The following is a 26571-nucleotide window of genomic DNA, read 5'->3' as shown; positions in this document are numbered from 1 at the left end:
TCAGCCCCCGTTGCCGCGATGCACGTCGTGCGTGACGAAGGGCTGCTCGCGGCTGGGCATGGCCAGCCATTGCGGATGGCGCAGCGTCTGGCGGATATCCTCGAGCCCGCTGGTCCAGTGCTCGTGCATGGTCAGCGGGCCGAACTGATAGTCCTTGGCCAGGTTCTCGAACGACTTGTCGCGGTAGATCAGCTGGATCACGTTGCGGCGCGCATCGCACGACTGCTCGGCCGCGCGGCGGTACCAGGCGTTGTCGCGCTTTGACTGGGGCACCAGCGCCATCACCTCGTTGAGCATGCGGCGCAGGTTCTGCTGCTCGCGCATATAGTCGGTGATGGCCCGGGTGCGGCTGGAATACTGGATGTCCTTCTGGCGCTCGGCGACGTCGATCAGGTCGTGCGGCAGCTTGCCGCGCGCGCTCCACAGGTCGACCTGGAAGATCAGCGCGTCGCGCCGCGGCTGCGCGGTCAGCACCTCGGCCAGCGGCGTGTTCGAGACCAGCCCGCCGTCCCAGTAATACTCGCCATCGATTTCCACCGCCGGAAACCCGGGCGGCAACGCGCCCGAGGCCATGAAATGCTCGGCGCAGAGCTTGTCGCGGGTATTGTCGAAGTAGGCGAAGTTGCCGGTGCGCACATTGACCGCGCCCACCGAGACCCGCATCAGGTCGGGACGATGGTTGATCAGGTCGAAGTCGGCAAAGCGCTCCAGCGTGGCCTTCAGCGGCTTGGTGTCGTAGAAGCTGGCATGGGTCGGGTCCGAGTAGCGCGACATCAGCGCCGGCCAGCTGCGCGGCTGGAAGAAGCCGCGCTGACCCTCCAGCATGGCGCGCGCCGCGTGCAGGCCGTCGAACCAGATCCGCATCGGCTCGGGCCAGCTTGCCGCTTCATCGGCAAACCAGGTGTAGGACAGGCTCGGCAGCCACGGCTGCGCGCAGATGTGCTCCCAGAACGCCCGCAACTGCTCCACCCTGCGCTGCGGCGGATTGCCGGCGATGATGGCGGCGTTCAGCGCCCCGATCGAAATGCCGGCGACCCAGTTGGGACAGATGCCGCCATCGGCCAGGCCCTGGTACACGCCGGCCTGGTAGGCGCCCAGCGCGCCGCCGCCCTGCAGCACCAGGGCGCGCACGGCATAGGCCTCGTGCGCGGGCCGGTCGGGGGCCTTGGCGGCCTTGCGTACCGGCTTGCGCGGGCGCACCTGGGCGCCGCGCTCGGCCAGCGACTCGCCGTTGCCGGCGGACTCCGCCGTTGGGGACGGCGCTGCCGCCTGCCGCACTGCCCCTTCCTGCCGCTCCTTTGCCGCCACGCCGCGTTCCCTCCCGGTCTGAAAGTCAGCCGTGTGCCTACCGGCCACGCCCCGGGCGCTGGCTGACAGCGCCCGGCCACTTCAACGGTTTCAGACGCCGTAGCGCTGACGATAGGCCGCCACGGCCTCGCGCGAGGCGCTCAGCGCCGGATCCTGCGAGGCGTCGAGATAGGCCAGCAGGTCCTTGAGGCTGGCGATGGCGATCACCGGGATGCCGAATTCGCGCTGCACGTCCTGCACCGCCGAATGGGTGCCGACCTGCTCGGCGGTGCCGCTCTTTTCCATGCGGTCCAGCGCGATCAGCACCGCGGCGGGCTCGGCACCGGCCGCGCGGATCAGGTTCACCGATTCGCGCACCGAGGTGCCGGCGGAGATCACGTCGTCGACGATCACCACCTTGCCCTGCAGCTTCGCCCCGACCAGCGTGCCGCCTTCGCCGTGGTCCTTGGCTTCCTTGCGGTTGTACGCGAAGCCGACATCACGTCCCATGCCGGCCAGCGCCACCGCGGTCGCCGAGGCCAGGGTGATGCCCTTGTACGCCGGCCCGAACAGCACGTCGAACTGCACGCCCGAGGCCAGCAGGGTTTTCGCATAGAATTGCGCCACCTGGCCCAGCATGCCGCCCTGGTTGAACAGGCCAGCATTGAAGAAGTAAGGCGACTTGCGGCCGGCCTTGGTCACGAACTCGCCGAACGACAGCACGCCCGCGTCGAGCGCAAAGCGGATAAAGGTCTGGCTGAGGTCTTTGCCCGCGTTATCTGCACTGAGGGCGGCCGGATTCTGCTGCGTCATCATTTCTCTCTGAATTCAAAATTTCCCCGAATGTTACGGATTATCAGCGCCAACCTCAACGGCATCCGCTCCGCGTCGAAGAAGGGTTTTTTCGACTGGATGGGCAAGCAGGACGCAGACATGGTCTGCGTGCAGGAACTGAAGGCGCAGGCCGCCGACATGACGGAAGCGTTCCTGGCGCCACACGGCTACCACGGCTTTTTCCATTACGCCGAAAAGAAGGGCTACAGCGGCGTCGGGCTCTACACGCGTCACAAGCCCGAGCGGGTCGTCACCGGCTTCGGCAATGCCGAATTCGACAGCGAGGGCCGCTATGTCGAAGTGCAGTATCCGCACCTGGCGGTGATTTCGGTGTACGTGCCTTCCGGCTCTAGCGGCGAGGAACGCCAGCTGGCCAAGTTCCGCTTCATGGAAGCGTTCCTGCCGCACCTGCTGCAGCTGAAGGCCAGCGGGCGCGAGATCGTGCTGTGCGGCGACGTCAACATCGCGCACAAGGAAATCGACATCAAGAACTGGAAGGGCAACCTGAAGAACTCCGGCTTCCTGCCCGAGGAACGCGCCTGGATCGGCGAGCTGTTCGACGTGCACGGCTATGTCGACGTGTTCCGCAAGCTGGACCCGCGCCCCGAACAGTACACCTGGTGGAGCAACCGCGGCCAGGCCTATGCCAAGAACGTGGGGTGGCGGATCGATTACCACCTGGCCACGCCGAAGATCGCAGACACCGCGCAGCTGTGCTCGATCTACAAGGACGAGAAATTCAGCGACCACGCGCCGCTGTCGATCGATTACAACTTTCCGCTCTGAGCGGGAGCTCAAGCCGCCCGGACTTCCGCGAGGAGCTCCGGGTGATGGTCGAGCAGCTTCAGAAGTTTGATGAGGGCCAGCGGAGGTTTGGTCTTGCCGGTTTCGTAGCGGGAGAAGCTGTTGACGCCACCGCCAAATATCTCTCCTGCCTCGCGCTGGTCCAGGCGCAGTTTCTTGCGCACGCTGACGATATAGGCCGGATCGACGAATGCCGCGTTGACCTCTCGGTTGAATGCGTTCATCCGCTTCATTACGCGGTCACTCTTCTCGAAGTCAGTCAGGTATTGTCCACACGCCGAGCAGAATTCGCCGCGCACCTGCTCAATCACGGTGGCCACTAGCTCGCGGATCCGCCACAGCGGGTAATGCGCCGTCCCTTTCTCCGTGAAAACTAACCTAGCAGGTTAAATCCCGCAAGCCGCGAACTGTGCCAAAGCGCGGGACTCCAATCGGTACAAACCCCTGCGACAGGCCCCCATCCCCGCTACAATGCGGGTTCGCCCCTGCGCCTGGCAGGAGAGGTTTCGCATTTCCCGCATTTCAAAGAGCGAGTCAGCCATGGTTTTCAAAGTGTTCGTCGATGGTCAGGAAGGCACCACCGGTCTCCGGCTGCTTGACTATCTCTCCGGTCGTTCCGACGTGGAACTGCTGCGCATTGCCGAAGACAAGCGCAAGGACCCGGCCGAACGAGCACGCTTCCTGAACGCCGCCGACGTCGCCTTCCTGTGCCTGCCCGACGTGGCCTCGCGCGAGGCGGTATCGCTGGTGACCAACCCCAACACCTGCGTGATCGACGCCAGCACCGCGTTCCGCACCGCCGACAACTGGGCCTACGGCCTGCCCGAACTGGCGCGCGGCCAGCGCGACAAGATCCGCGCCAGCAAGCGCATCGCGGTGCCGGGCTGCCACGCCAGCGCCTTCGTGCTGGCGGTGCGCCCGCTGGTGGATGCCGGCGTGCTGCCGGCCGATTACCCGCTGTCGGCGTTCTCGCTGACCGGCTACAGCGGCGGCGGCAAGTCGATGATTGCCGAGTTCGAGGCCGGCGGTAATCCGAAGCTGAACAGCCCGCGTCCTTACGCGCTGGGCCTGGAGCACAAGCATCTGCCGGAAATGCGCGTGCAGGCCGGCCTGGCGCAGGCGCCGATCTTCAACCCCATCGTCGGCAATTTCCTGAAGGGCCTGGCGGTGACGGTGCCGATGTTCGCCGAGCGCCTGGCGCGCAAGGTCAGCCCGGAGCAGATCGTCGAGATCTATCGCCAGCACTATGAAGGCGAGCAGTTCGTGCGCGTAATGCCGTACAACAGCGCTGACAACCTCGACGGCGGTTTCTTCGATGTCCAGGCCAACAACGACACCAACCGCGTCGACCTGTTCGTGTTCGGCAACGCCGAGCGCCTGAACCTGGTGGCGCGCCTGGACAACCTGGGCAAGGGCGCGGCCGGCGCCGCCGTGCAATGCATGAACGTGCATGTGGGTGCCGACGAGGCCAGCGGACTGCGCGCCTGAGTCCTGTCGTTCCCGCACATCGAAAAAGCCGGCACTGCCGGCTTTTTTGTTGCGCGTCGCGGCCGCGGCTTACACGCGCTGCAGCGCGCGCAGCGCGTCGACCAGCCCGGCCCCCTGGAAGGCGCGCTCCCGCCCCAGGTCGGTGGCCGCGGCGCACAGGATGGTCTTGACGGTCTCGGGCTGGCCCATCAGCTCATTGTTGCGCGACAGCAGCAGCGCCGCGACCCCGGACACATGAGGCGCCGCCATGCTGGTGCCATCCATCGACGCCAGCGTGCCGCCGGGCACGGTCGAGGTGATCTTCTCCCCCGGCGCGACCAGGTCGGGCTTGATGCGGCCATCGCCGGTGGGGCCGTGGCTGGAAAAGTAGGAAATGCCGAAGCGGTAGGGATCGGTGCGATGGGTCGCACCCACCGTGATCACGGCGCGCGCATTGCCGGGATCGGTGATGGTCTGGCCGCGGAAGCCCGCGCCCATGTGTTCGGCGGCGAAGGCCTCGTCGTAGCCGTAGTTGCCCGCCGCCGCCACCACGATCACGCCGCTGGCGACCAGGCGGTCGCACTCGACGCACACCGGCGTGCTGCCGCAGGCGTAGCTGCGCACGTCATGGCGCAGCGCCACGCTCAGGTTGATGCCATGCACCGACTGCCGGTCGCGGCTCTGGTTGAGCCAGCGCACGTACTGCAGCGCGCCCAGGATGCCAAACTCGTCGCCCCGGCCCTGCGCGTCGAAAATGCGCAGGTCCAGCAGTTCGATGCGCGGGCAGATGCCGCTGACATCGCCCGCTTCTGCCAGTTCCGGCGGCAGCGGCATGGGGTCCGGTCGCGCCAGGTAGGCCGCCGATGGCCAGCCGGCGCCGATGATGCCCGCCACGTGCGTGCCATGGCTGCCGCCGGGCGCCACATACTGCGCCGGGTCATCGTGGCTGATTTCGAGCAGCGGCTCGATCACCGACCAGTCGATGATGCGGCCATGCGCCAGGTCCTCGGCGATCGCGGCGACACGCTGCCGCAGCTCAGCCTCGCCGGGACCGCGCTTGCCCTTGGGCATGGGTGGCAGGCGGCCGCTGGTGATCGCCGACAGGCGCGTGAAATCCAGCGTCCTGACTACGCGCGACAGACGCGGCGCGATCAACCCGTCGCGCACGGGGAGCGGCCCGTCCAGCTTTAGCGGATCGAAGAAGGCCGGATGGCGCGCATCGATGCCGGAATCGATCACCGCCCAGCGCACGCCCTGCCCGCCGGTGTCGAACACGCGGATGGCCGCATCGGCCTTGACGGTCTTGCGCGAGGCGAACACGGCGTGCTCGGCCGGCCGGTTGACCGAGATGCGCCACAGCGGCGCGATGGCGGCGGCATCGGCGGCATCGGCGATCTCGCCGGCGGCCATTCCCGCAGCCACTCGCCCGCCTGGCACGGTGGCCGCCGCACGATCCTCCCGCAGGCAGTCCCACAGCGCCTCCAGCACCTGGCGGCTGGCCTGCGTGACCCGCCGCGCCAGGGCACCGGGCGGGAAGCTGTCGTCGCGCAGGCCCAGCAGCGTCAGCGCGACGTACTGCGCGGCGACATTGACCAGCCGCCCCAGCGCCTGCCCGGCCGGCGTGGCAAGGCCGCCGAAGCGTGTGCGCGCCGCGGTATAGCCGATATCCTTGAAGCGCGCCAGCGCCGCCTCGCTGCCGACATGGGCCAGCACCGACTCGCCCAGCCAGCGCACCAGCGCATCGCCGGTCAGGCTCAGCGCCAGCGCCCTGCGCGCGGCGGGCGTCCATTTGATGCCGGCCATCGGCGCGCGCACCTCTCGCTGCCACCAAGGGGTCAGCGGCAGCAGGCGCAGCATGTCGAAGAAGTCGATCTGCGCCAGCAGGTGCGATTCATTGGCGGCAACAAAGCGCTGGCCGGCCTGCTCCGCTGCCGGTGCGGCCAGCGCCGGCAGGCGCCGCAGCACCGCGGTGCGCAGCGCGGCAATGCCGGCGTCATGGTGCGGCGTGAGCAGCAGGCCGCGCGGCACCTCGAACGATTCGCCGGAGGCATACAGCAGCCAGACTTCGGAGCTGACCGGCAGGTCGCTGGTGAAGCGGTCGGGCTCGGCCTCGCAGCCGGCGAAGATCAGCATATACGCGGCCCGCCGCTCCGACGGGCTCATGCGGTTCAGGCTCATGCGGGTCCCCCTGCGGTTGTCGCATTGTCCCGGGCGCCAGCTTCAGGCCCTCGCGACGCTATCCTGAATGCGGCGCGGACGGCCGCGGCGCCGTTCAGCGCTTCAGCGGCTTTTGCCGGTCCTCGTCGCCGGCATCCACCGGCGCATCGCCCAGCCCCGCCATATTGGGGCGGTAGGGCGGCAGCTTGTCTACCGTGGTGTGGATCGCGCGCGCATACAGCGGCAGCACCTCAGGCATGTGCTTTTCCAGGTCGGCGATGCGGCTGCGCCCGGACGGATGGGTCGACAGGAACTCGGCGCCGGACTGCGAGACCTTGCCCATCTTCTGCCACAGCGACACCGCCGCGCGCGGATCGTAGCCGGCGCGTGCGGCCACATCCATGCCGATCAGGTCGGCCTCGGACTCGTCCGAGCGCGAGAAGCGCAGCGTCAGCAGGTGGGCGCCGGTGCCCAGCGCCATATTGCCGAGGTTGCCGAAGCCGAACAGCTGCGAGATCACGTTGGCCCCGAGGTTGGTGATCTCGGACTTGGCGGCGCGCTCGCGCGCATGCTCCTGCAGCGCATGCGCGATCTCGTGCCCCATCACCATGGCGACTTCGTCGTCGGTCAGCTTGAGCTGGTCGAGCAGCCCGGTGTAGACCGCGATCTTGCCGCCCGGCATGCAGAACGCGTTGACCTGCTTCGAGCCGATCAGGTTGATCTCCCACTGCCATTGCCGCGCGCGCTCGTTCCAGCGCGCGGTCTGCGGCAGCAGCCGCTTGCCGATGGCGCGCAGGCGCACCAGCTGCGGGTGGTTGTCGGGCGCCAGGGCGCGCTTGGCGATCGCCTCCTGCTTGAGCTGCTCGTACTCCTGCACCGCCTGCTGCTCGATCACCTCGGCCGGCACGATGTTGCGCACCGCCGAGCCGCCCGGGTTCACGCGGATGCCGCCGGCACTGCCGTCCTGCGGCTGCGCCGGTGCCGGCACGCTCCAGCCGAGCGGCAGCGCGACCGCGGCCAGCGCCAGCGCGCGGGCCAGCCGCAGTCGGGAGGGACGCTGAACACCTTGCAGGCGGCGAAGCATGGGCGATTCCTTGGGCGCGATCGGAGAGCGGGCAAACAGGTGATGCAATAATACACGGCGCCCGCGCAGCCGCCCGGGCGGCACACGGCTGCCCCATCCATGAATTTCCAGACCTATCTCGATATCTTCCGCAACCGCCGCATCGGCGCCATGCTGATGCTGGGCTTTGCCTCGGGCCTGCCGCTGGCGCTGACCTCCGGCACGCTGCAGGCATGGATGACGGTCGAAGGGCTGGACATCAAGACCATCGGCTTTTTCTCGCTGGTGGGCCAAGCCTATATCTTCAAGTTCCTGTGGGCGCCGCTGATGGACCGCTACACCCCGCCGCTGATGGGGCGCCGGCGCGGCTGGCTGCTGCTGACCCAGGCCGGGCTGGTGCTGGGCATTGCCGGCATGGCGTTCTGCCCGCCGCAGCAGGCGCTGTGGATGCTGGCGGCGCTGGCCACGCTGGTGGCGTTCCTGTCGGCCTCGCAGGATATCGTCTTCGACGCCTATAGCACCGACGTGCTGCGCCCGGCCGAGCGGGGCGCCGGCGCCGCGGTCAAGGTGCTGGGCTACCGGCTGGCGATGCTGGTCTCGGGCGGCCTGGCGCTGTGGCTGGCGGACCGCGTGCTGGGCTGGCAGCAGACCTACCTGCTGATGGCGGCGCTGATGGGCGTGGGCATGCTGACCTTGATGTGGGCGCCGGAGCCGGACGTGCCCGCGCGCGCGCCGCGCTCGCTGGAAGAGGCGGTGGTGGGCCCGCTGCGCGACTTCTTCGCGCGCCCCGGGGCCTGGTGGCTGCTGCTGCTGATCGTGCTGTACAAGCTCGGCGACGCCTTTGCCGGCAGCCTGTCGACCACCTTCCTGATCCGCGGCGCCGGCTTTTCGGCGGGCGAGGTCGGCATCGTCAACAAGACCCTGGGGCTGGCCGCGACCATCCTGGGCGCGCTGTTCGGCGGCACGCTGATGGTGCGGCTGGGCCTGTACCGCTCGCTGATGCTGTTCGGCGTGCTGCAGGCGGTGTCGAACCTGGGCTACTGGATCCTGGCGGTGACGCCGCCGCACCTGTGGACCATGGGCGCGACCATCGCGGTCGAGAACCTGTGCGGCGGCATGGGGACGGCGGCCTTCGTCGCGCTGCTGATGACGCTGTGCAACCGCTCGTTCTCGGCCACGCAGTACGCGCTGCTGTCGGCGCTGGCGTCGGTGGGCCGGGTCTACGTGGGGCCCACCTCGGGCTATATGGTGGAGGCCTGGGGCTGGGCGCCGTTCTATCTCGGCACCGTGGCGGTGGCGCTGCCCGGCGTGATGCTGCTCTGGGCGATGCGCCACACCGTGCACCGCTACGAGGCCCAGGCGCGCGAAGCGGTGGCCTGAGCGGCCGGCCTATTCCTTGTAGTACACGATCTGGTGCGAGCTGGCGATCAGCTCGCCCGCGGCGCTCCACAGCTGCGCGCGCTGGTCGAAGAAGCCCTGGCGGAACACCTGCGCCTGCGCGCTGGCCAGCACATGGCTGTCGCCCAGCGCCGCCAGCGTGACCGCGTCGGCGTGGAAGTACGTGGTCATCGACACCGTGCCGGCCGGCACGAAGCCCGCGCGCTTGAGGAAGATGCGCGGGTAGAAGCTGTCCGCCCACGCCGCCACCGCGGCAAAGTCCGGCGTGCGCGCCGGCGCATCGCGCAGCCAGAACTGGGTCAGGCTGTCCGGATGCTCGGTGCCGGGCTCGGCGGTCGGCTTGGCGCCGCGCACCGGCCGCATGTCATAGGCCTTGAGCCAGCGCACCGGCGCAAACCCGCCCAGCGTCGGCAGCGCGTCGGCGGCCGGCACCTCGGGCATCGCCGCTTCGCCGCAGGCCCAGGTTTCGCGCCGCAGCGCAAACATCGCGGTGGCGGTGGTGGCGACGGCATCGCCCTGGCGCAGTTCCAGGATCCAGTGCTGGGTCGAGCGGTTGGTGCGGACCGGGCGCGCCTCGATCTCGAACGGGCCTTCGGCGATCGGGCCGGCAAAATTGACGGTCAGCGAGACCGGCTCGCCCAGGCGCTGCGGATGGTTCAGCGCCGCCTGCAGCAGCGTCGCCGCCGTGATGCCGCCGAACGGGCCGATCATGTTCCAGTACGCCGGCGTGGTGCGGCCCTGGAAACGGTGTTCGCCGGCCGGCACCAGCGCCAGCGCGTCGTCGAAGGGATGGAGCTCGCTGGCGGCAGCGGCGGCGTGGATCAGGGGCGCAGTGGACATGGCGGAAGCAGGCAGGTCTCGGTGGAATAGAACGATCGTTCGTTTATCTGCCTACACTAACCGTAGTCAGCATTCCGGTCAAGCGCGGCCGTCCGTCCGCGCAACCAGTCTGCGCCTTACCCTTGCGCCCGCCGCCGCAACGGCAGCGCCCAGCCGAGCTGGTTGGCGACCACGCCGAGCAGCACCAGCGCCATGCCGGCCACCTGCAGCGGCCCCAGCACCACGCCGAACACCATCACGTCGATGACGATCGCCACCAGCGGGTAGATGAATGACAGCGTGGCGATCGACACCACCGACAGCCGCTGGAAGGCGCCGTACAGCAGCGTGTACATCACGCCGGTATGCACCAGCCCGAGCGCCAGCAGCGCCGCCCAGGTGCCGCTGCCATAGCTGCCCGCCGCCGGGTGCGCCAGCGGCGCCAGCATCAGCACGCCCAGCACCATCTGCAGCCCGGCGATCTGGCCCGGCGGGAGCGCCTGCAGCCGCCGCGTGGCCAGCGTCGTCACGGCATACAGCAGTGCCGCCAGCAGGCCCAGGCCGATGCCGGCGACCATCGACGTGCCCCCGGCGCCGTGTTCCACCCCGGTGATGAGCATGACGCCGGCAAAGGCCAGCACCAGCCATGGCAGCCGCGCGAACGGGAACGGCTCGCGCTGCAGCACCGAGGTCAGCAGCAGCAGGAAGAACGGCTGGGTGTGGGAGACCACCGTGGCAATGGCGATGCCGCTGAACGCGTACGCCGAGAACAGCGCCAGCCAGTTGAGCACCAGCGTAACGCCACCCAGCGCCAGCCAGCCGGCCTGGGCGCGCGACATCCGCACCCAGCCGCGCTGCAGGGTCAGCACGCCCAGCAGCGCGGCGCCACCGAACAGGCAGCGGAAAAACACCACATCCAGAGGCGGCTGGCCGCTGGTCACCACGAACCAGCCGATGGTGCCCGACAGCACCATGGCGGCGACCATGCGCCAGGACCCGCCCGGCCGGGGTTGTTGCGAAGACATGAGGAACTCCGGTTTAGCCAATGGCCGCATTGTTCCACCCATCCCACAGATCAACAATGGAGCCACGACTCAATTACTATTTGACTACAAGTCAAAGACAGGAGATCCAGCATGCTCGATGCGCCGCTCAATGCAATGGCGGTGTTTGCGCGCGTGGTCGAGTGCGGCAGCTTCTCGGCCGCCGCGCAAGACCTCGGCATGACCCCCTCGGCGGTCAGCCGCCATGTCTCCCGGCTCGAGGCCCGCCTCGGCGCGACCCTGCTGCAGCGGACCACGCGCGCGTTCGCGCTGACCGAACCGGGCCAGTCGGTCTACGCCGCCTGCGCGCGCATGACCGCGGCCGCGCGCGAGGTCACCGCGCTCGCCGGCGAACACGGCGGCGCACCGCACGGCGTGTTGCGGGTGAGCGCGCCGGTGTCGTTCGGGCAAGCCTGGCTGGCGCCGCGGCTGCCGCCGTTGCTGGCGAAATACCCGGGGCTGGACCTGCAGCTGACGCTGGCCGACCGCATGGTCGACCTAGTCGAAGAGGGCCTGGACGTGGCCGTGCGCATCGCGCGCGAACTTGCACCGGGCCTGGCGGCGCGGCCGCTGCGCGAGGTGCGCTACCGGCTGGTGGCCTCGCCCGGCTATCTGGACCGCCATGGCGCGCCGGCAACGCCGGCCGACCTGACGGCCGCGCGCTGCCTGTACCTCGGCTACGGCAATTTCGGTGAGCGCTGGACCCTGCGCCACCACGCCGGCGGCGACAAGGTGGAGGTCCGCATCCCACCGCGCCTGACGCTGAACAACAGCCTGGCGATCATGAGCATGGTCGAGCGCGATGCCGGCATCGGGCTGGTGCCGGATTTCTCGCTGGGCGATGCACTGGAGCGTGGGCGGGTCGTCACCGTGCTGGGCGACTGGGACATCCTGGAGCCCTACATCGGCACGGCGTACGCGGTGTACACGCCGACCCGGCATGTGCCGCCCAAGGTACGGGCCTTTGTCGACCACCTGGCAGCGAGCGCCGGCGAGGCGCCGCGTTGAAGCTGCCTTGCTACGCCGAAGCCAGTCCGGCCTGCCCCAGCACCCGGCGCAGCAGCCACAGCATCGCCTCGCGCACGCTGCCGGCATCGGCGCCGGCCTCGATCTCCAGCGCGGCGCGGTCGAACGCCGCCGACAGCAGCGGCGCCACGCCTTTTGCGTCCACCCCCGCCTCCGCGAGCCCCTGGCGCAGGGTGCGGGCCGCGTTGGCCTCGTCCAGCGCCAGCATCTCGCGCAATCCCAGCACCGCCGGCCCCTCCACCAGCAGCAGGCGGGTGCGTCCGGGCACCGTCATCGCCTGCAGATAGGCTTGCGCGCCGCCGAGCAACGCCGCGGCAGGAGCTTGCCCGGGCGGCGTGGCGGCTTCGATGTCGGCGGCGACGGCCGCGGCTTCCGCCGCCAGCACGTAGCGGAACAGGTCGCGCTTGTCGGCGAAGTGGTGGTACAGCGCGCCGCGCGTGATGCCGGCGACGGCACAGACGTCAGGCGTCGAGGTCTCGGCGTAGCCGCGGCTGACGAACAGCGCGCGCGCGGCTTCCGCCAGCGCCTGGCGCGTGGCTTCGGTACGTTCACGGTTGGTGCGGGCCACGCTGGGGTTCCTTGCAAACATGCAGCCTGTATCTTAATATCGATTTACATACAGGCTGCATGTATCTCATATCGGGAGCCCCATGAAAGTCACCAGCTATTACCCGGTCGTCATGACGGACGACGTGGCCGGGACGGCCGCGTTCTATCAGCAGCATTTCGGCTTCACGGCCCTGTTTGCCAGCGACTGGTACGTGCACCTGCAACTGGCGGACGACCCCTCGGTCAACCTTGCCTTGCTCGACGGCAGCCACGAGACCATTCCCGCGCCGGCGCGCGGCCAGCGCGCGCAGGGATTGCTGCTGAACTTCGAGGTGGAAGACCCGGATGCCGTCCATGAGCGCCTGCGCGCGGCCGGGCTGCCGATCCTGCAGGCGCTGCGCGACGAGGCCTTCGGCCAGCGGCATTTCATTACCGCCGATCCCAACGGCGTGCTGATCGACATCATCAAGCCGATTCCGCCGTCGGCGGAGTTCGCCGCGCAGTACCAGGCCGGCGCGCGGCCGGGCTAGGCGCTCAACCCGCTCAACCCGCTCCCCCGGCTCAGGCCGCGCAGACCCGGTACACCGCCAGGCTGCCGCGCCAGTTGCCGCCCCAGTTGACGGTCACGCCCTCGTGCATCACGACGCGGTCGATCACGCGCAGGCCGACCTTGGGCGCCAGGGCCTCGAAGTCGCTGATGGTCAGCACGCGCACGTTGGGGGTGTTGTACCACTGGTAAGGCAGCGATTCCGACACCGGCATGCGGCCGCGGAACACCGATAGCCGGTGCGGCCAGTAGCCGAAGTTGGGGAACGAGACGATGCACTCGCGCCCCACCCGCAGCGTGTCGCGCAGCACCTGCGCGGTGTTGTGGATGGTCTGCAGCGTCTGCGACAGGATCACCGTGTCGAAGCTCTTGTCCTCGAACAGCGCCAGCCCGCCTTCCAGGTTCTGCTGGATCACGTGCACGCCCTTCTGCGCGCAGGCCAGCACGCCTTCGTCGCGGATCTCGATGCCGTAAGCCTGCACGTCCAGTTCGTCCTGCAGCACGCGCAGCAGGCTGCCGTCGCCGCAGCCGAGGTCGAGCACGGTGGAATTGGGCTCGATCCAGCGCGCGATCGCGCGGAAGTCGGGGCGCAGCGCCAGGATATTGGGATTGGCCAGGGCATTCATGCGCCGATCTCCTGGGCGATGCGGTCGTAATAGGCGCGCATCAGGTTGTGATAGCGCGGGTCGTCGAGCAGGAAGGCATCGTGGCCGTGCGGCGCGTCGATCTCGGCGTACGAGACCGGGCGCTTGTTGTCCAGCAGCGCCTTGACCAGCTCGCGGCTGCGGCTCGGGGCGAAGCGCCAGTCGGTGCCGAAGCTGGCTACCAGGAAGCTGGCCTTGGTCTGCGCCATCGCCCGCGTCAGGTCGCCGCCGTGGGCCAGCGCGGGATCGAAGTAGTCGAGCGCGCGCGTGATCAGCAGGTAGGTGTTGGCGTCGAAGTACTCGGCGAACTTGTCGCCCTGGTAGCGCAGGTAGCTTTCCACCTGGAACTCGACGTCGAACGAAAAGCGGATGTCCTCGCTCTTGAGCTCGCGGCCGAATTTCTCGGCCATGTCCTCGTCCGACAGGTAGGTGATATGGCCGATCATGCGTGCCACGCGCAGCCCGCGCTTGGGCTTGACGCCGTGCGCGTAGTAGTTGCCGCCGTGGAAGTCCGGGTCCGACAGGATCGCGCTGCGCGCGACTTCGTTGAAGGCGATGTTCTGTGCCGACAGCTTGGGCGTGGAGGCGATCACGATGCAGTGGCGCAGGCGCTCCGGGTACATCAGGCTCCAGGCCACCGCCTGCATGCCACCCAGGCTGCCGCCCATCACCGCGGCAAACTGCGTGATGCCGAACGCGTCGGCCACGCGCGCCTGCGCATTGACCCAGTCCTCCACTGTAACCACCGGGAAGGCCGCGCCATAGGGCGCGCCGGTGGCCGGGTTCAGGCTCATCGGCCCGGTCGAGCCGAAGCACGAGCCCAGGTTGTTGATGCCGATGACGAAGAAGCGGTTGGTATCGAGCGGCTTGCCGGGACCGACCATGTTGTCCCACCAGCCCACGTCGCGCGGGGCGTCGGCATAGACGCCGGCGACATGGTGCGAGGCGTTCAGCGCGTGGCAGACCAGCACCGCGTTGGAGCGGTCCGCGTTGAGCGTGCCGTAGGTCTCGACCATCAGGTCGTAGCCGGCGATGGACGAGCCGTTGCGCAGCTTCAGCGGCTCGGCAAAGTGCATGCGCTGCGGCGCGACCACGCCGACCGAATCGGGCGGCAGGTCGAGCGCGGCAGGCGCGGCGGTCGGCAGGGCGACATCAGTCATGGAATCCGGCCCGTGGCGAACGGGCATAAAAAAACCCGACCGGCATTTGCGTATCAAGCGTCGCAGCCAAGTCGGGATTCGCTGGATTCCTTGCGGGATTCCGCGTGCCGGCGCCATCCACTGCCGTGGTGGCATGGGGCGCCGACCCAACCTCTTTAGCCGCATTTATAGTGGCAAGCCCCCGGAACCTGTTCCGTGGCCGCCGCGCGCCCGCAAGCCAGTCATCAAATCGGCGCGACCGGGCAATTATAGAGCAATCGGCCCGGCAGGTTGCATTCAGGCCAGCAGCACGCGCAGATGCGCCTCGGCATGGTCCGACGGCGACTTGCGGAACCCGCTCTTGGCATAGCGGTGCCACTGGCCCTGCACCGCCGCCATGATCAGCGCGGCGCGCGCGGGAATATCGGCATCCGCCGGGAACGCGGCCTGGGTCACCGCGACCTTCAGGCACTGGCGCAGCGAGGCCTCGATGCGATCCACCACCTGGTTGATGCGCTCCTGCAGCCGTTCGTGCTCGCCCACCAGGGCCTCGCCGGTCAGCACGCGGGTCATGCCCGGGTTCTTTTCGGCGAACGACAGCAGCATGCGCACGATCGCGTGCGCCTGGCGCAGGCCGTGCTCTTCCTTGCCGGTGATCTGGTTGATCAGGCCGAACACGGTCTGCTCGATAAAGCCGATCAGGCCCTCGTACATCTGCGCCTTGCTGGCGAAATGCCGGTACAGCGCGGCCTCGGACACGCTCAGGCGCGCGGCCAGTGCCGCGGTGGTGATCTTCTCCCCGCGCGGGTGCTCCAGCATGGTCGCCAGCGTCTGCAGGATCTGCACGCGCCGCTCGCCGGGGCGCGGGCGCTTGCGCGCCGGCGCCGCCGGCTGCTGGTCGGCGTCCTGCTCGCTGCCCGCGATGACCGCCTCTGGTTCGCGCCCGTTGCTTTGCGTCATGACCCGGTTCTCCGCATTCGTCGTTGGAGTTGATGCATCGATTGTACTTTTATGTCCACATAGGCCGGCCGGTTCGGCACGCGGGCGCGCACGCGCGGCACGTTGCCGGGCTGGGCCTGCGGTGCCTGGGCCTCGGCGGCCACCAGCGTGACCGAGCGCTCCTGCACGGCGTGGCCGGCGTGGCGGCGGTCCTCGGCCTGCAGCGTCGAGCGCACCGCGGCGTCGCGCCGGCTGCCGTCGTCGTGTGCGGCGGCGGGCGCGGCGGGCGCGGCGGGCACCGCGTGCGGGCGCGACGGCGCGACCGTGCGCAGGTAGCCCGTCACCCACGCGGTGCGGATGCCGGTGCCGGCGTAGCGCTTCAAGTGCGACACGGTGTCTTCGACCAGCACCGCGCGATGCGGCGCGATGCGCGCCTGCGCCAGCAGCCGGCGCAGCATGCGGCGGTCAGGCTTGGGCCGCAGATGGCCATGCACCCACATCTGCTCGATCGCCACCACGCGCTCGAAGCAATGGCGGATGCCCGCGATCCGCAGCACCTCGCGCGCATAGTCCTGCGGCGCATTGGTGACCAGGATCTTGCGCCCGGGCAGGCGCCGCAGGTGCGCGGCCAGGCCGCGCCGCACCCGCACCATCTCGGCCAGTGCCGGGAATTCATGCGCGGCGCGCAGGAAGTCCGCCGGGTCGACGCCGTGGTGGCGGATCATGCCGAGCAGCGTGGCGCCGTAGCGCTGCCAGTAGTCCACGCGCACGCGGCTGGCGGTGGCCTCGTCGCAGCCGAGCACGCGCGCCACGTAGGCGGTCATGAGCCGGTTGATCGCCGGGAAGATTGCGTGCGAGGCGTCGTGCAGCGTGTTGTCGAGATCGAACAGCCAGACCGTGCCGCCCGAGGTGTTGCCCGCGGGGCGGCGGCAGAGGCGAGCGCGGACACGGCGCGATGAGGGAAGACTGGAAGGCACGCCGGGCAGCTCGGAGGTGGTGGGATATGCCGGAGCGGCCGGCCGGGGCCGGCGCCGCTCCGGGGCTCCGCTCAGTGCGAGCGGATCATGGTGCCGAAGGCCTGCTCGGTCAGGATTTCCAGCAGCAGCGAATGCTCGATGCGGCCGTCGATGATGTGCACCGAATGCACGCCGCTCTTGGCCGCGTCCAGCGCCGACGAAATCTTCGGCAGCATGCCGCCCGAGATGGTGCCGTCGGCGAACAGCTCCTCGATCTCGCGCGCGGACAGGTCGGTCAGCAGGTTGCCCTTCTTGTCCATCACGCCCGGGATGTTGGTCATCATCACCAGCTTCTCGGCCTTGAGGATCTCGGCCATCTTGCCGGCGACCACGTCGGCGTTGATGTTGTAGGCCTGGCCATCGTCGGAGAAGCCGATCGGCGAGATCACCGGGATGAAGGCGTCGTCCTGCAGCGCCTTGACCACCGCCGGGTTGATCGCCTCGATGTCGCCGACATAGCCGATGTCGATGAACGCGCCGGGGTTCTCGCGGTCGGGCATCTGCAGGCGCTTGGCGCGGATCAGGCCGCCGTCCTTGCCGGTCAGGCCGACGGCCTGGCCGCCGTACTGGTTGATCAGCATCACGATGTCCTGCTGGACTTCACCGCCCAGCACCCACTCGACCACTTCCATGGTCTCTTCGTCGGTGACGCGCATGCCCTGCACGAAGGTGCCGACCTTGCCGACCTTCTTCAGCGCCTCGTCGATCTGCGGACCGCCGCCGTGCACCACCACCGGGTTCATGCCGACCAGCTTGAGCAGGATCACGTCGCGCGCGAAGCCGTGCTTGAGCTTCTCTTCGGTCATGGCATTGCCGCCGTACTTGACCACGATGGTCTTGCCGTGGAACTTGCGGATATACGGCAGCGCCTCGGCGAGGATCTCGGCTTTCAGTGCGGGAGCGATGGCGGCCACCGCGGTCGCGGCAGGCCCAGGGTTGTCGGCGTTCATGGGGGACATCCGTGAGAATCAACAGGTATGATGGCTAAGCCGCCGCGTCCCCGGGGGGAAGCCCGACGGATCGCCCCCGGGGATCGCCCGAAAGTGCGCCATCCGGCCACGGCAGGCGCCGATTTTACAAGAAACCGCGCGGCGCGAAAGCGCGCCGGCCGAATGGGGCGCGGCGAACCGGCTGCAAGCGGCCTGCGGGGCACCGGCGCGTTCCGTCGATGCAACAAGCGCAGCCACGGTCCAGGCCGGCCTCCATCAGCCATTGGGCTGGCGCCGCGGCACAGTGTTCCCGAATTGCTTCCATCATGTCCGCTGCCATGCGCCGCTCGCCTGACCGACACCGTTCCCTCCAGACACGCCCGCGGAGGCGGCCATGAGCGATGCCAGCGCGGTGCTGACCGGCCAGTTGCGCCCGGTCGAACATTGCATCCGCTGCGGCGCCGGCTTTGTCTGCGGCTACGTGGCCGGGCTGCCGGCGTGCTGGTGCGCCAGCCAGCCGCTGCTGCCGGCGCGGCAGATCGTGCCGGGCCAGCGCTGCCTGTGCCCGGTCTGCCTGGCTGCCCGGCACGAGGCCGATCAGGCGCCGGACGCCACCCCCGGTTCCGTACCCGATCCGGCGGCCGGCTGACGCGCCGGAGCGGTCGCCGCACCGCGGTCCCATTGCAGCGCCAGCATGCCGGCGACGATCAGCGCGGCGCCGGCCAGCCGCGCCGGCGTCAGCGCGCGCACCGCAAACCCGGCCAGGCCGAACTGGTCCACCAGCAGTGCCGCCAGCACCTGGCCGGCGACCACCGCGGCAATAAAGCCGGCGGCGCCCAGCCGGGGCGCCATGATCAGCGCGGCCGAGATATAGAACACCCCCAGCACCCCGCCACTCCAGAGCCAGGCCGGCGCCTGCGCCAGCGCCGCCGGCGACGGCAGCGGCACCCGCATCAGCCACAGCACCGGCAGCAGCGCCACCAGGCTGACCAGCAGCGACACCAGCGTGGCCGAGAGCGGGTGGCCGAGCATGCGCCCGAGCGTGGCGTTGGCCCCGGCCTGGAACGGGATCGCGGCACCGGCCAGCACGGCGGTGCCAAGCGGCAGCCACAGCGAGGCCGGGATCGAAAAAGACTGCTGGATGCCTGACATGGGGCGCTCCATCGGGCAAGATGCGATGCCAGCAGTTTGAAATATCGCTTTGCGAATTTCCAATTCTGCTTTCGTACGTTTAATATTCGCCGAATGAATAGCCTACGCGGAATCGACCTCAACCTGCTGGTGGTGCTGGAAGCGCTGCTGGCGGAGCGCCACATCTCCCGCGCCGCACTGCGGCTGCACCTGAGCCAGCCGGCGGTCAGCCATGCGCTCGGGCGGCTGCGGCAGCTGCTGGACGACCCGATCCTGGTGCGCGGCAAGGGCGGGCTGGTGCTGAGCGCGCGCGCGCACGAGCTGTCGGGCCCGCTCGCCGAGGCGCTGGCGCAGGTGCGTATCCTGCTGGGGCCGAGCGGCTTCCAGCCGGTCACCGCGCGGCGCAGCTTCCGGCTGGCGATGTCCGACTACGGCGCGCTGGTAGTGCTGCCGCGGCTGCTGCGCGCGGTGCGCAAGGCCGCGCCCAATATCGACCTGGTGGTGTCGCAGGCCAGCCGCGAAGGCATGACCGCGCAAGTGGCCGACGGCGAGATCGACATGGCGCTGGGGGTGTTCAGCCACCAGCCCGAAGGCGTGCAATCCGCCGAGCTGTTCCGCGAAAGCTATGCCTGCGCGGTCGATGCCGCCACCGTGCGCGATACCGGCCGGCTCGACCAGGTGGCCTACCTGGCGCGCTCGCACGTGCTGGTGGCCACCCACAGCGAACGCATGGATGCCATCGACACCGCCGTGGCAAAGCTGGGGGGACGGCGCAAGATCGCCTGCGTGGTGCCGCACTGGAGCGTGGCGCCGGCGCTGATCGCCGGGACCAACCTGGTGCTGACCACGGCGCGGCGCAGCCTGGCCGCGCTCGAGGACGACCCGCGCTACGCCGTGTTCGCGCCGCCGTTCGCGCTGGACGACTTTACCTTCAGCATGATCTGGCACCAGCGCACCGAGGCCGATCCCGCCCACGCCTGGTTGCGCGAGCGGGTGCTGGCGGCGGCGTCGAGCCCCGCAGCGGACGAGCCTATCAGCCTGCGCGGCTGACGCCGCGGCGCCGGCGATCGTCAGTGCTTGTGGTCGCCGTGGCCGGCGTGGCCGCCGCTGGCGGCAGCCGGCACCATGCTGCGCACTTCGGCCGTGACCTTCTGCTCGACCACCTTGCCGCCCTGCTCGATCTTCAGCGTGATGGGCACGGTATCGCCGGGCTTGAGCTGGCCCTTCAGGTCCATCAGCATCACGTGGTAGCCGCCCGGCTTCAGTTCGACGTTCTGCATCTTGGGCAGGTCCAGCGACTTGAGCGGGCGCATGCGCATCACGTTGCCTTCCATCTTCATCTCGTGCAGCTCGGCAGACGCCACCGGCGACGACACGCCGACCAGCTTCGCGTCCTGGTGCGCGTGCAGCACCATGAAAGCGCCGGAAGCGGTCTGGGTCGGCACCGTGCCGCGCACCCAGGCGTTGCTGACATCGACCTGGGCCAGCGCGGCACCCGAGGCCAGCGTGGCGGCCAGGGCGAAGGAAGCGGCCAGCGTGGCCGGACGGAACTTGGCTTGCATCAAAGGCTCTCCTGAAAGCAGACATTAGACCATGCGGGGACCGCCCATGCCTGAGCCCGCCGTGGCCGCCCGGCACGCGCGATCGACAACGCAACCAGCCAGTCTGGCAGCCGGCGCGGCGACGCGCCAATGCGGCAAGGTGTCGCACGCGCCGGCGCCGCGCGGCGGCATTGATACACTCGCGCCATGCGCCCCGCCCCAGCCATGACCCGCCTGCCCGACTTCCCCTTCCTGTCGCCCCTGCCGGCCGGCAGGTCGGCGCGCCATGGCCAGGTCACGCTGCGCCGGCTGTTCTGGCTGCGCTGGGCGCTGCTGGGCGGGCAGGCGCTGACCGTGCTGGTGTGCGAGCCGATTGCCGGCATCCGCCTGCCTTACACGCCGCTGCTGGTGGTGCTGGGCCTGCAGGCGCTGTTCAACCTGCTCACCGGCCTGCGGCTGCGCCAGCACACGCGGCGCAACAGCGCCCCCGGCGAGGCCGAGCTGATGGGCCAGCTGCTGGTGGACCTGACCGCACTGTCGGCGATCCTGTTCTATACCGGCGGTGCCACCAACCCGTTCGTCTCGTTCTACCTGCCGGGGCTGGCCATCGCCGCGGCCATCCTGCCGTGGCGCCAGGTGATCGCGCTGGCGCTGTACGCGCTGGCCTGCTACACGGTGCTGCTGATCGAATACGTGCCGCTGGACCTGCACAACCCGGACAACGCGGTGACCTACCACCTCGCCGGCATGTGGCTGAATTTTGTCGCGAGCGCGGTGATGATCGCGCTGTTCGTGGCGCGACTGTCGGGCGTGCTGCGCCAGCGCGAAGCGCAGCTGAACCTGGCGCGCGAGCAGCTGCTGCGCGAAGCGCGCGTCGAAGACCTGAACGGCCAGGCCGCCGCGGTCGCGCATGAAATCGGCACGCCGCTGGCAACGCTGGCGGTGATTGCCGGCGAGCTGCGCGCCGATGCCTCCGACCCCGGCCGCGGCGCCGCCGCCATCAGCGGTTATCTGCCCGATCTGCAGACCATGGAGCAGCAACTGGCGCTGTGCCGCTCGACGCTGGCGCGGCTGCGGGAAGACCCGGCCACGCTGGCGCCGCAGCGCATCGATGGCTGGCTGCCGGCGTTTGCAGAACGCTGGCAGCTGCGCCACCCCAATGCCAGCCTGCAGGCCGCGGCCACGCCGGGCGCCGGCGCCCAGTCGGTGGAAACCGCGCGCGTGGGCCAGATCCTGACCATCCTGCTGGACAACGCCGCACGCAGCCAGCAGGCCGCGGGACGCGCCGCGCAGCCGCTGCAGCTGCAGATCGCCATGGCCCCGGGCAACACCGCGCCGTGGCTGTCGTTCCGCGTCGCCGACCACGGCGACGGCATCCCCGAAGCGCTGCGCGGCCAGCTCGGCGAAACCCCGGTGGCCAGCCAGCACGGCGGCCAGGGCATCGGCCTGTACCTGGCGCAAAGCGCCGCCCGGCAGATGGGCGGCGAACTCGCCTGGCATGACCGCCCCGGCGGCGGCACCGTTGCCGAACTGCGCCTGCCTGCCCTTTCCACGCTTTCCGCATCGGCGGCCCCGGCCGCGACCGTGCCCTCTGCCTTATGAACGAAGCCTTCACCCCGGTACCCGAAGCCACCGCACCGGCCGGCACGCCCTTCCTGGTGATCGACGACGACGAAGTCTTTGCCGGCACGCTGGCGCGCGCGCTGACGCGCCGTGGCTATGCCGTGGCGGTGGCGCACGACGGCCGCACCGCGCTGGCGCTGGCGGCGCGCACCGACTTTGCCTATGTCACGCTGGACCTGCACCTGGAGCCGCCGCCCGCAGCCGGCAGCACCGCGCCCGCCGAGTCCGGGCTGCAACTGGTGGCGCCGCTGCGCCAGGCGTTGCCCGACGCGCGCATCCTGATCCTGACCGGCTACGCCAGCATCGCCACCGCGGTGGCGGCGGTCAAGCAGGGTGCCGACGAATACCTGGCCAAGCCGGCCAATGTCGATTCGATCCTGACCGCGCTGATGGCGGGCGTGTCCGAGGACGCGGCGCAGGCCGCGCTGGAAGAGCCGGTGCCGCTGTCGGTGGCGCGGCTGGAGTGGGAGCATATCCAGCGCGTGCTGGCCGAGCATGGCGGCAATATCTCCGCCACCGCGCGGGCGCTGAACATGCACCGGCGCACCCTGCAGCGCAAGCTGGGCAAGCGGCCGGTATCACGCTGACGGCGCTGTCCCCCATCACGCAAAAGGCCGCGCAGTGCGCGGCCTTTCTACGTGGCTCTGCGTGGCATGGCATGGCGCCGCTTACAGGCGCAGCTGGACGTAGTCCCAGTCCAGGCCGTCGGCGCCATCGGGTGGCGCGGCGCTGTCGGCAATGCGCATGGCGTCGCCGGCATGGCGGTCCGCCAGCGTGAACAGCGCGCCCGAATCCAGTGCCAGCGTCGCCGCCGCGGCGGCGGCCGCGCCGAGGGTGCCCGCTTGCGCGGCTTCGGCCGCGGGCATGGCCGGACGGATGCAAAGGAAGGCCGTGGCAGCGGCCAGCGCGGCCAGCAGGCCGCCCGTGGCGAGCACGACCCGGCGGGTCTTGTAATAAACCATGTGATTTCTCCTGCCAGTGAGTTGAGGGGATGCGGTGGCTCCCGCACCGGTCAATCGACCGTCAAGGTGCGCAAGGGTCGCATCGCACGGCAACGCCGGCCAGCGGGCTTACCAATGCTTACGAGCCTTACCGGGATGTGGCAGGTGGAAACGCACGGACATGAAAAAAGGCGCACCGTCGTGCGCCTTTCGCTTGCCTTGCTGCGGGCTTTACAGCACGTAGCGCGACAGATCCTCGTTGCCGGCCAGGTCGCCCAGCCTTTGGTCCACGTACGCCGCATCGATGGTCACGGTCTCGCCGGACGACTTGCTGGCGTGGAACGACAGGTCCTCCAGCAGCCGCTCCATCACCGTGTAGAGCCGGCGCGCGCCGATGTTCTCGACCTTCTCGTTGACCGAGAACGCGATCTCGGCAAGCCTGCGGATGCCGTCCGGCGCGAACACCAGGTTGACCTCTTCGGTGCTGAGCAGCGCCTGGTACTGCTTGGTCAGGCTGGCGTCGGTCTGCGTCAGGATGGCCTCGAAGTCCTGCACCGACAGCGACTCCAGTTCCACGCGGATCGGGAAGCGGCCCTGCAGTTCGGGGATCAGGTCGCTCGGCTTGGACAGGTGGAACGCGCCCGAGGCGATGAACAGGATATGGTCGGTCTTGATCATGCCGTACTTGGTGTTCACCGTGGTGCCTTCGACCAGCGGCAGCAGGTCGCGCTGCACGCCCTGGCGCGAGACCTCGCCGCCACCGATATCGCTGCGGCTGGCGATCTTGTCGATCTCGTCCAGGAACACGATGCCGTTCTGCTCGACGTTGGCGATGGCCTTGTGCTTGAGCTCCTCGTCGTTGACCAGCTTGGCGGCCTCTTCGTCGATCAGCAGCTTGAAGGCTTCCTTGACCTTCATCTTGCGGCGCGCCTTCTTGCCCTGGCCCAGGCCGGCGAACATCGAGCGGATCTGCTCGGTCATGTCTTCCATGCCCGGCGGGCCCATGATGTCCATGCTCGGCATGCCGGCGGAGACCTCGAGCTCGATGTCCTTGTCGTCGAGCTGGCCTTCACGCAGCTTCTTGCGGAACACCTGGCGCGTGTTGGAATCCTTCTCTTCCGGCTGCGAGAAGCCGATGTCGCGCGGCGGCGGCAGCAGCACGTCGAGCAGGCGGTCTTCGGCGGCGTCCTCGGCCTTGGTGCGCACCTTCTTCATCTCGGATTCGCGCGTCTGCTTGATTGCCATCTCGGCGAGGTCGCGCACGATGGTGTCGACATCGCGGCCGACATAGCCCACCTCGGTAAACTTGGTCGCCTCGATCTTGATGAAGGGCGCATCGGCCAGCTTGGCCAGGCGCCGCGCGATCTCGGTCTTGCCGACGCCGGTCGGCCCGATCATCAGGATGTTCTTGGGGGTGATTTCCTGGCGCAGCGGCTCGGCCACCTGCTGGCGGCGCCAGCGGTTGCGCAGCGCCACCGCCACGGCCTTCTTGGCCTTGTTCTGGCCGATGATGTGCTTGTCGAGTTCGGAAACGATTTCCGACGGGGTCATGGTGTGCGACATGGTATCCGTTCAGTTGGGGCGCGGGGCGCGTGGGGGCAGGGGCGTACGCCGGCCCCCGCTGGTGCCAGCGGCTTATTCCAGCGTCTCGATGACGAAGTTGGTGTTGGTGTAGATGCAGAGCTCGCCGGCGATGGTCAGCGCCTTCTCGACCACATCCTTCGGCGCCATCTCGGTGTTCTCCATCAGCGCCTTGGCCGCCGACTGCGCATACGCGCCGCCCGAGCCGATCGCGGCGATGCCGCCCTCGGGGTCCAGCACGTCGCCGTTGCCGGTGATGACCAGCGTGGTATCGCGGTCGGCGGTGATCAGCATGGCCTCCAGCCGGCGCAGCGCGCGGTCCGAGCGCCAGTCCTTGGCGAGGTCGACCGCGGCGCGGGTCAGGTTGCCCTGGTATTTCTCCAGCTTGGCCTCGAAGCGGTCCAGCAGCGAGAAGGCGTCGGCGGTGCTGCCGGCAAAGCCGACCAGCACCTTGCCGTTGTAGATGCGGCGCACCTTGCGCGCGGTGCCCTTCATCACGATATTGCCGAGCGTGACCTGACCATCACCGCCCAGCGCGACCTGATTGCCGCGGCGGACGCTGACGATGGTAGTGCCGTGATACTGTTCCATGGTGGCTTCCGTGAATATGTCAGGACCGTAGTTGGCGACGCCCCCGCACGGTTTCAAGGCCTGTCGCGCACCTCGCCGGCGGCGGCAGTCTGACCAATATAGGATGCCCGCCCTCGCTGGTCGCGGCGGTCCGGAAACAAAAAGGGCCATGCGCAACGCATGGCCCTCGGGCGGGACGCACCGGCCAGCAGGCCGGCGCGCCGCATCAATCACTCCACCGCATCAGTCCGGCCGCTCAGTCCGCGTACACGCCGGCCTTCTTGATCACCGGGGTCCACTTGTTGATTTCGGCGCCCAGGAAGGTGCGCAGCGAATCCGGCGTGGCGCGCTGCGCCGGCACGGCCTCGGCGCCCAGCTCGGCCATCTTGGCGCGGAACGCCGGGTCGGCCACGGCCTTCTGCAGCGCCGCCGACAGCTTGTCGATCACCGGCTTGGGCGTGCCCTTCGGCGCGTACATGGCGTGCCAGACCTTTACTTCCACATTCGGCATGCCTTGCTCGGCCGCGGTCGGGACGTCCTTGAACGCTTCCACGCGTTTCGCCTGCATGGCGGCGTACGGCTTGACCGAGTGGGCCTTCAGGTGTCCCGCCAGGTTGGTGGTCTGGTCGCACAGCAGGTTGACCTGGCCGCCCAGGATATCCGTCAGCGCCGGCGCCGCGCCCTTGTATGGCACGGTGGTCAGCTCGGTCTGGAGCGCGCTCTGGAACAGCAGGCCGCACAGGTGCGAGGCCGAGCCGATGCCGGCATTGGCCAGCGACAGCTTGGCGGCGTTGGCCTTGATGTACGGCAGCAGCTCCTTGAAGCTGTTCGGCGGCAGCTGCTTGTTGCCGACCAGGATCATCGGCACGTCGGCGATTTCACCGACCATCTCGAAGTCCTTCAGCGGATCGAAGCCCAGATTGCGGTACAGCGCCGGCGCCGTGGCCATGCCGATATGGTGGATCAGCACGGTATGGCCGTCGTTCTTGGCCTGCGCCACCTTTTTGGCACCGATGGTGCCACCGGCGCCGCCCAGGTTTTCGATCACGATGGTTGCGCCGAGGTGCTTGGACATGATTGCGGTCAACTCGCGCGAAACCTTGTCGGTCGGGCCGCCGGCCGAGAACGGCACCACGGCCGAAATGGGCTTGCCGCCCGGGAATTCCTGCGCATACGCGCCTGCCGCCAGGCCCATCGCGCTGATTGCCAGCGCGGCCGCGATCGTCTTTGCCACTCGTTTCATGCTCTCTTCTCCTGGTTCCTTCAATACCCGTCATGCAATGCATTGCCGCCGGCTTGGCCCCTGCTGGTTGCGGGGGCGCGCTGGCGCGGTCTGACTAGCCGCGCTTGGACCATGACCGGCTGGCGCCGCGTGCCCTGCCGTAAACCGCAAGGGCGGAGATGATGTTAGCAACACCAGACAATGCGCAGGTATAGGGGCTAACCCGCCTGCAATCCGCGGCATATGGCGGAAAAGCGGGAAGAAATGGCAGCAATCGCCCGCAAAGTCCGCGTTTCGCGAC

At 69.0% G+C, this 26571-nt stretch carries 28 protein-coding genes; 9 read left to right on the top strand and 19 right to left on the bottom strand.

What is annotated here, in order from left to right:
- Together CBM2586_RS00950 and pyrE are read right to left on the bottom strand one after the other, a co-directional pair.
- Nucleotides 1–1308 (bottom strand): patatin-like phospholipase family protein, encoded by a 1308-nt coding sequence (locus tag CBM2586_RS00950; protein ID WP_115686636.1) that lies wholly within the window; start codon nucleotides 1306–1308, stop codon nucleotides 1–3.
- Nucleotides 1309–1398: 90 nt separating this feature from the next.
- Nucleotides 1399–2103: an orotate phosphoribosyltransferase gene (pyrE, locus tag CBM2586_RS00945; protein ID WP_115686635.1), complete on the bottom strand. Its 705-nt coding sequence runs from the start codon at nucleotides 2101–2103 to the stop codon at nucleotides 1399–1401.
- Between the two features lie 27 nt (nucleotides 2104–2130).
- Between pyrE and CBM2586_RS00940 the strand changes: the two genes are divergently transcribed.
- Nucleotides 2131–2907, top strand: a complete 777-nt coding sequence (locus CBM2586_RS00940) for an exodeoxyribonuclease III (protein WP_115663271.1) — start codon at nucleotides 2131–2133, stop codon at nucleotides 2905–2907.
- Nucleotides 2908–2915: 8 nt separating this feature from the next.
- On the opposite strand, the gene CBM2586_RS00935 is transcribed toward CBM2586_RS00940, so the two are convergent.
- Nucleotides 2916–3245, bottom strand: a complete 330-nt coding sequence (locus tag CBM2586_RS00935) for a type II TA system antitoxin MqsA family protein (protein ID WP_240987881.1) — start codon at nucleotides 3243–3245, stop codon at nucleotides 2916–2918.
- A gap of 220 nt (nucleotides 3246–3465) precedes the next feature.
- Here CBM2586_RS00935 and argC point away from each other — a divergent pair, with 220 nt between their 5' ends.
- The gene (gene argC, locus CBM2586_RS00930) at nucleotides 3466–4413 is read left to right on the top strand and encodes an N-acetyl-gamma-glutamyl-phosphate reductase (RefSeq protein WP_115663273.1); all 948 of its coding nucleotides are present in this window, start codon (nucleotides 3466–3468) and stop codon (nucleotides 4411–4413) included.
- Between the two features lie 69 nt (nucleotides 4414–4482).
- Here the strand turns inward: argC and CBM2586_RS00925 are convergent, their stop codons facing one another.
- Nucleotides 4483–6570: a S8 family peptidase gene (locus CBM2586_RS00925; protein ID WP_115686633.1), complete on the bottom strand. Its 2088-nt coding sequence runs from the start codon at nucleotides 6568–6570 to the stop codon at nucleotides 4483–4485.
- Nucleotides 6571–6664: 94 nt separating this feature from the next.
- The gene (locus CBM2586_RS00920) at nucleotides 6665–7633 is read right to left on the bottom strand and encodes a M48 family metallopeptidase (RefSeq protein WP_115663275.1); all 969 of its coding nucleotides are present in this window, start codon (nucleotides 7631–7633) and stop codon (nucleotides 6665–6667) included.
- A 99-nt stretch (nucleotides 7634–7732) separates the two neighbouring features.
- Here CBM2586_RS00920 and CBM2586_RS00915 point away from each other — a divergent pair, with 99 nt between their 5' ends.
- Nucleotides 7733–8992 carry a muropeptide transporter gene (locus CBM2586_RS00915; protein ID WP_115663276.1) on the top strand — a complete coding sequence of 420 codons (1260 nt, stop codon included), beginning with the start codon at nucleotides 7733–7735 and terminating at the stop codon, nucleotides 8990–8992.
- Nucleotides 8993–9001: 9 nt separating this feature from the next.
- On the opposite strand, the gene CBM2586_RS00910 is transcribed toward CBM2586_RS00915, so the two are convergent.
- Nucleotides 9002–9850: an acyl-CoA thioesterase gene (locus CBM2586_RS00910; protein ID WP_115686632.1), complete on the bottom strand. Its 849-nt coding sequence runs from the start codon at nucleotides 9848–9850 to the stop codon at nucleotides 9002–9004.
- 116 nt (nucleotides 9851–9966) lie between these two features.
- Entirely contained in the window at nucleotides 9967–10854 is an 888-nt protein-coding gene (locus CBM2586_RS00905) for a DMT family transporter (RefSeq protein WP_115686631.1), read from the bottom strand.
- 111 nt (nucleotides 10855–10965) lie between these two features.
- Here CBM2586_RS00905 and CBM2586_RS00900 point away from each other — a divergent pair, with 111 nt between their 5' ends.
- Nucleotides 10966–11880, top strand: a complete 915-nt coding sequence (locus CBM2586_RS00900; protein ID WP_115663279.1) for a LysR family transcriptional regulator — start codon at nucleotides 10966–10968, stop codon at nucleotides 11878–11880.
- Nucleotides 11881–11890: 10 nt separating this feature from the next.
- Here the strand turns inward: CBM2586_RS00900 and CBM2586_RS00895 are convergent, their stop codons facing one another.
- Nucleotides 11891–12487, bottom strand: coding sequence for a TetR/AcrR family transcriptional regulator (locus CBM2586_RS00895; protein WP_115663280.1), 597 nt, complete (start codon nucleotides 12485–12487; stop codon nucleotides 11891–11893).
- Between the two features lie 61 nt (nucleotides 12488–12548).
- Here CBM2586_RS00895 and CBM2586_RS00890 point away from each other — a divergent pair, with 61 nt between their 5' ends.
- Nucleotides 12549–12977, top strand: coding sequence for a VOC family protein (locus tag CBM2586_RS00890; RefSeq protein ID WP_115663281.1), 429 nt, complete (start codon nucleotides 12549–12551; stop codon nucleotides 12975–12977).
- 31 nt (nucleotides 12978–13008) lie between these two features.
- On the opposite strand, the gene metW is transcribed toward CBM2586_RS00890, so the two are convergent.
- From metW to argB, 5 genes are all read right to left on the bottom strand, one after another.
- Nucleotides 13009–13620 (bottom strand): methionine biosynthesis protein MetW, encoded by a 612-nt coding sequence (gene metW, locus CBM2586_RS00885; RefSeq protein ID WP_013955295.1) that lies wholly within the window; start codon nucleotides 13618–13620, stop codon nucleotides 13009–13011.
- The gene (metX, locus tag CBM2586_RS00880; protein WP_115663282.1) at nucleotides 13617–14798 is read right to left on the bottom strand and encodes a homoserine O-succinyltransferase MetX; all 1182 of its coding nucleotides are present in this window, start codon (nucleotides 14796–14798) and stop codon (nucleotides 13617–13619) included. Before metX ends, metW begins: the two co-directional genes overlap by 4 nt.
- Before the next feature lie 276 nt (nucleotides 14799–15074).
- Nucleotides 15075–15737 (bottom strand): nucleoid occlusion factor SlmA, encoded by a 663-nt coding sequence (slmA, locus tag CBM2586_RS00875; protein WP_115686630.1) that lies wholly within the window; start codon nucleotides 15735–15737, stop codon nucleotides 15075–15077.
- A complete protein-coding gene (locus CBM2586_RS00870; protein ID WP_115686629.1) occupies nucleotides 15734–16693 on the bottom strand; it encodes a pyrimidine 5'-nucleotidase in 960 nt (319 codons plus the stop codon). Before CBM2586_RS00870 ends, slmA begins: the two co-directional genes overlap by 4 nt.
- Before the next feature lie 71 nt (nucleotides 16694–16764).
- Nucleotides 16765–17682: an acetylglutamate kinase gene (gene argB / locus CBM2586_RS00865; protein ID WP_039008462.1), complete on the bottom strand. Its 918-nt coding sequence runs from the start codon at nucleotides 17680–17682 to the stop codon at nucleotides 16765–16767.
- 373 nt (nucleotides 17683–18055) lie between these two features.
- Between argB and CBM2586_RS00860 the strand changes: the two genes are divergently transcribed.
- A complete protein-coding gene (locus CBM2586_RS00860; RefSeq protein ID WP_115686628.1) occupies nucleotides 18056–18310 on the top strand; it encodes a cysteine-rich CWC family protein in 255 nt (84 codons plus the stop codon).
- Here the strand turns inward: CBM2586_RS00860 and CBM2586_RS00855 are convergent.
- Nucleotides 18259–18813 carry a DMT family transporter gene (locus CBM2586_RS00855; protein ID WP_115686627.1) on the bottom strand — a complete coding sequence of 185 codons (555 nt, stop codon included), beginning with the start codon at nucleotides 18811–18813 and terminating at the stop codon, nucleotides 18259–18261. The two genes, CBM2586_RS00860 and CBM2586_RS00855, sit on opposite strands and share 52 nt — an antisense overlap.
- Nucleotides 18814–18906: 93 nt before the next feature.
- On the opposite strand from CBM2586_RS00855, the gene CBM2586_RS00850 reads away from it, so the two are divergent.
- The gene (locus CBM2586_RS00850) at nucleotides 18907–19842 is read left to right on the top strand and encodes a LysR family transcriptional regulator (RefSeq protein WP_115686626.1); all 936 of its coding nucleotides are present in this window, start codon (nucleotides 18907–18909) and stop codon (nucleotides 19840–19842) included.
- Between the two features lie 20 nt (nucleotides 19843–19862).
- Here CBM2586_RS00850 and CBM2586_RS00845 read toward each other — a convergent pair whose 3' ends face one another.
- Nucleotides 19863–20354, bottom strand: a complete 492-nt coding sequence (locus CBM2586_RS00845) for a copper chaperone PCu(A)C (protein ID WP_115686625.1) — start codon at nucleotides 20352–20354, stop codon at nucleotides 19863–19865.
- Nucleotides 20355–20540: 186 nt separating this feature from the next.
- On the opposite strand from CBM2586_RS00845, the gene CBM2586_RS00840 reads away from it, so the two are divergent.
- Nucleotides 20541–21935 (top strand): ATP-binding protein, encoded by a 1395-nt coding sequence (locus CBM2586_RS00840; RefSeq protein ID WP_115663289.1) that lies wholly within the window; start codon nucleotides 20541–20543, stop codon nucleotides 21933–21935.
- A complete protein-coding gene (locus CBM2586_RS00835; protein WP_115663290.1) occupies nucleotides 21932–22543 on the top strand; it encodes a response regulator transcription factor in 612 nt (203 codons plus the stop codon). Before CBM2586_RS00840 ends, CBM2586_RS00835 begins: the two co-directional genes overlap by 4 nt.
- 81 nt (nucleotides 22544–22624) lie before the next feature.
- Here the strand turns inward: CBM2586_RS00835 and CBM2586_RS00830 are convergent, their stop codons facing one another.
- The 4 genes from CBM2586_RS00830 to CBM2586_RS00815 all read right to left on the bottom strand — a co-directional run bounded on the left by CBM2586_RS00830 (nucleotide 22625) and on the right by CBM2586_RS00815 (nucleotide 26291).
- The gene (locus CBM2586_RS00830; RefSeq protein WP_115663291.1) at nucleotides 22625–22918 is read right to left on the bottom strand and encodes a hypothetical protein; all 294 of its coding nucleotides are present in this window, start codon (nucleotides 22916–22918) and stop codon (nucleotides 22625–22627) included.
- Between the two features lie 210 nt (nucleotides 22919–23128).
- Nucleotides 23129–24460: an ATP-dependent protease ATPase subunit HslU gene (gene hslU / locus CBM2586_RS00825; protein ID WP_115663292.1), complete on the bottom strand. Its 1332-nt coding sequence runs from the start codon at nucleotides 24458–24460 to the stop codon at nucleotides 23129–23131.
- Nucleotides 24461–24532: 72 nt separating this feature from the next.
- On the bottom strand, nucleotides 24533–25069 hold the full coding sequence (gene hslV, locus CBM2586_RS00820) for an ATP-dependent protease subunit HslV (protein ID WP_012351483.1): 537 nt from the start codon (nucleotides 25067–25069) through the stop codon (nucleotides 24533–24535).
- Nucleotides 25070–25304: 235 nt separating this feature from the next.
- A complete protein-coding gene (locus CBM2586_RS00815) occupies nucleotides 25305–26291 on the bottom strand; it encodes a tripartite tricarboxylate transporter substrate-binding protein (protein WP_115663293.1) in 987 nt (328 codons plus the stop codon).
- Between the last annotated feature and the right edge of the window lie 280 nt (nucleotides 26292–26571).

It is taken from the genome of Cupriavidus taiwanensis, from assembly GCF_900250115.1.
Taxonomy (GTDB): domain Bacteria; phylum Pseudomonadota; class Gammaproteobacteria; order Burkholderiales; family Burkholderiaceae; genus Cupriavidus; species Cupriavidus taiwanensis_B.
This window is presented reverse-complemented; position numbering and strand designations above follow the sequence as displayed.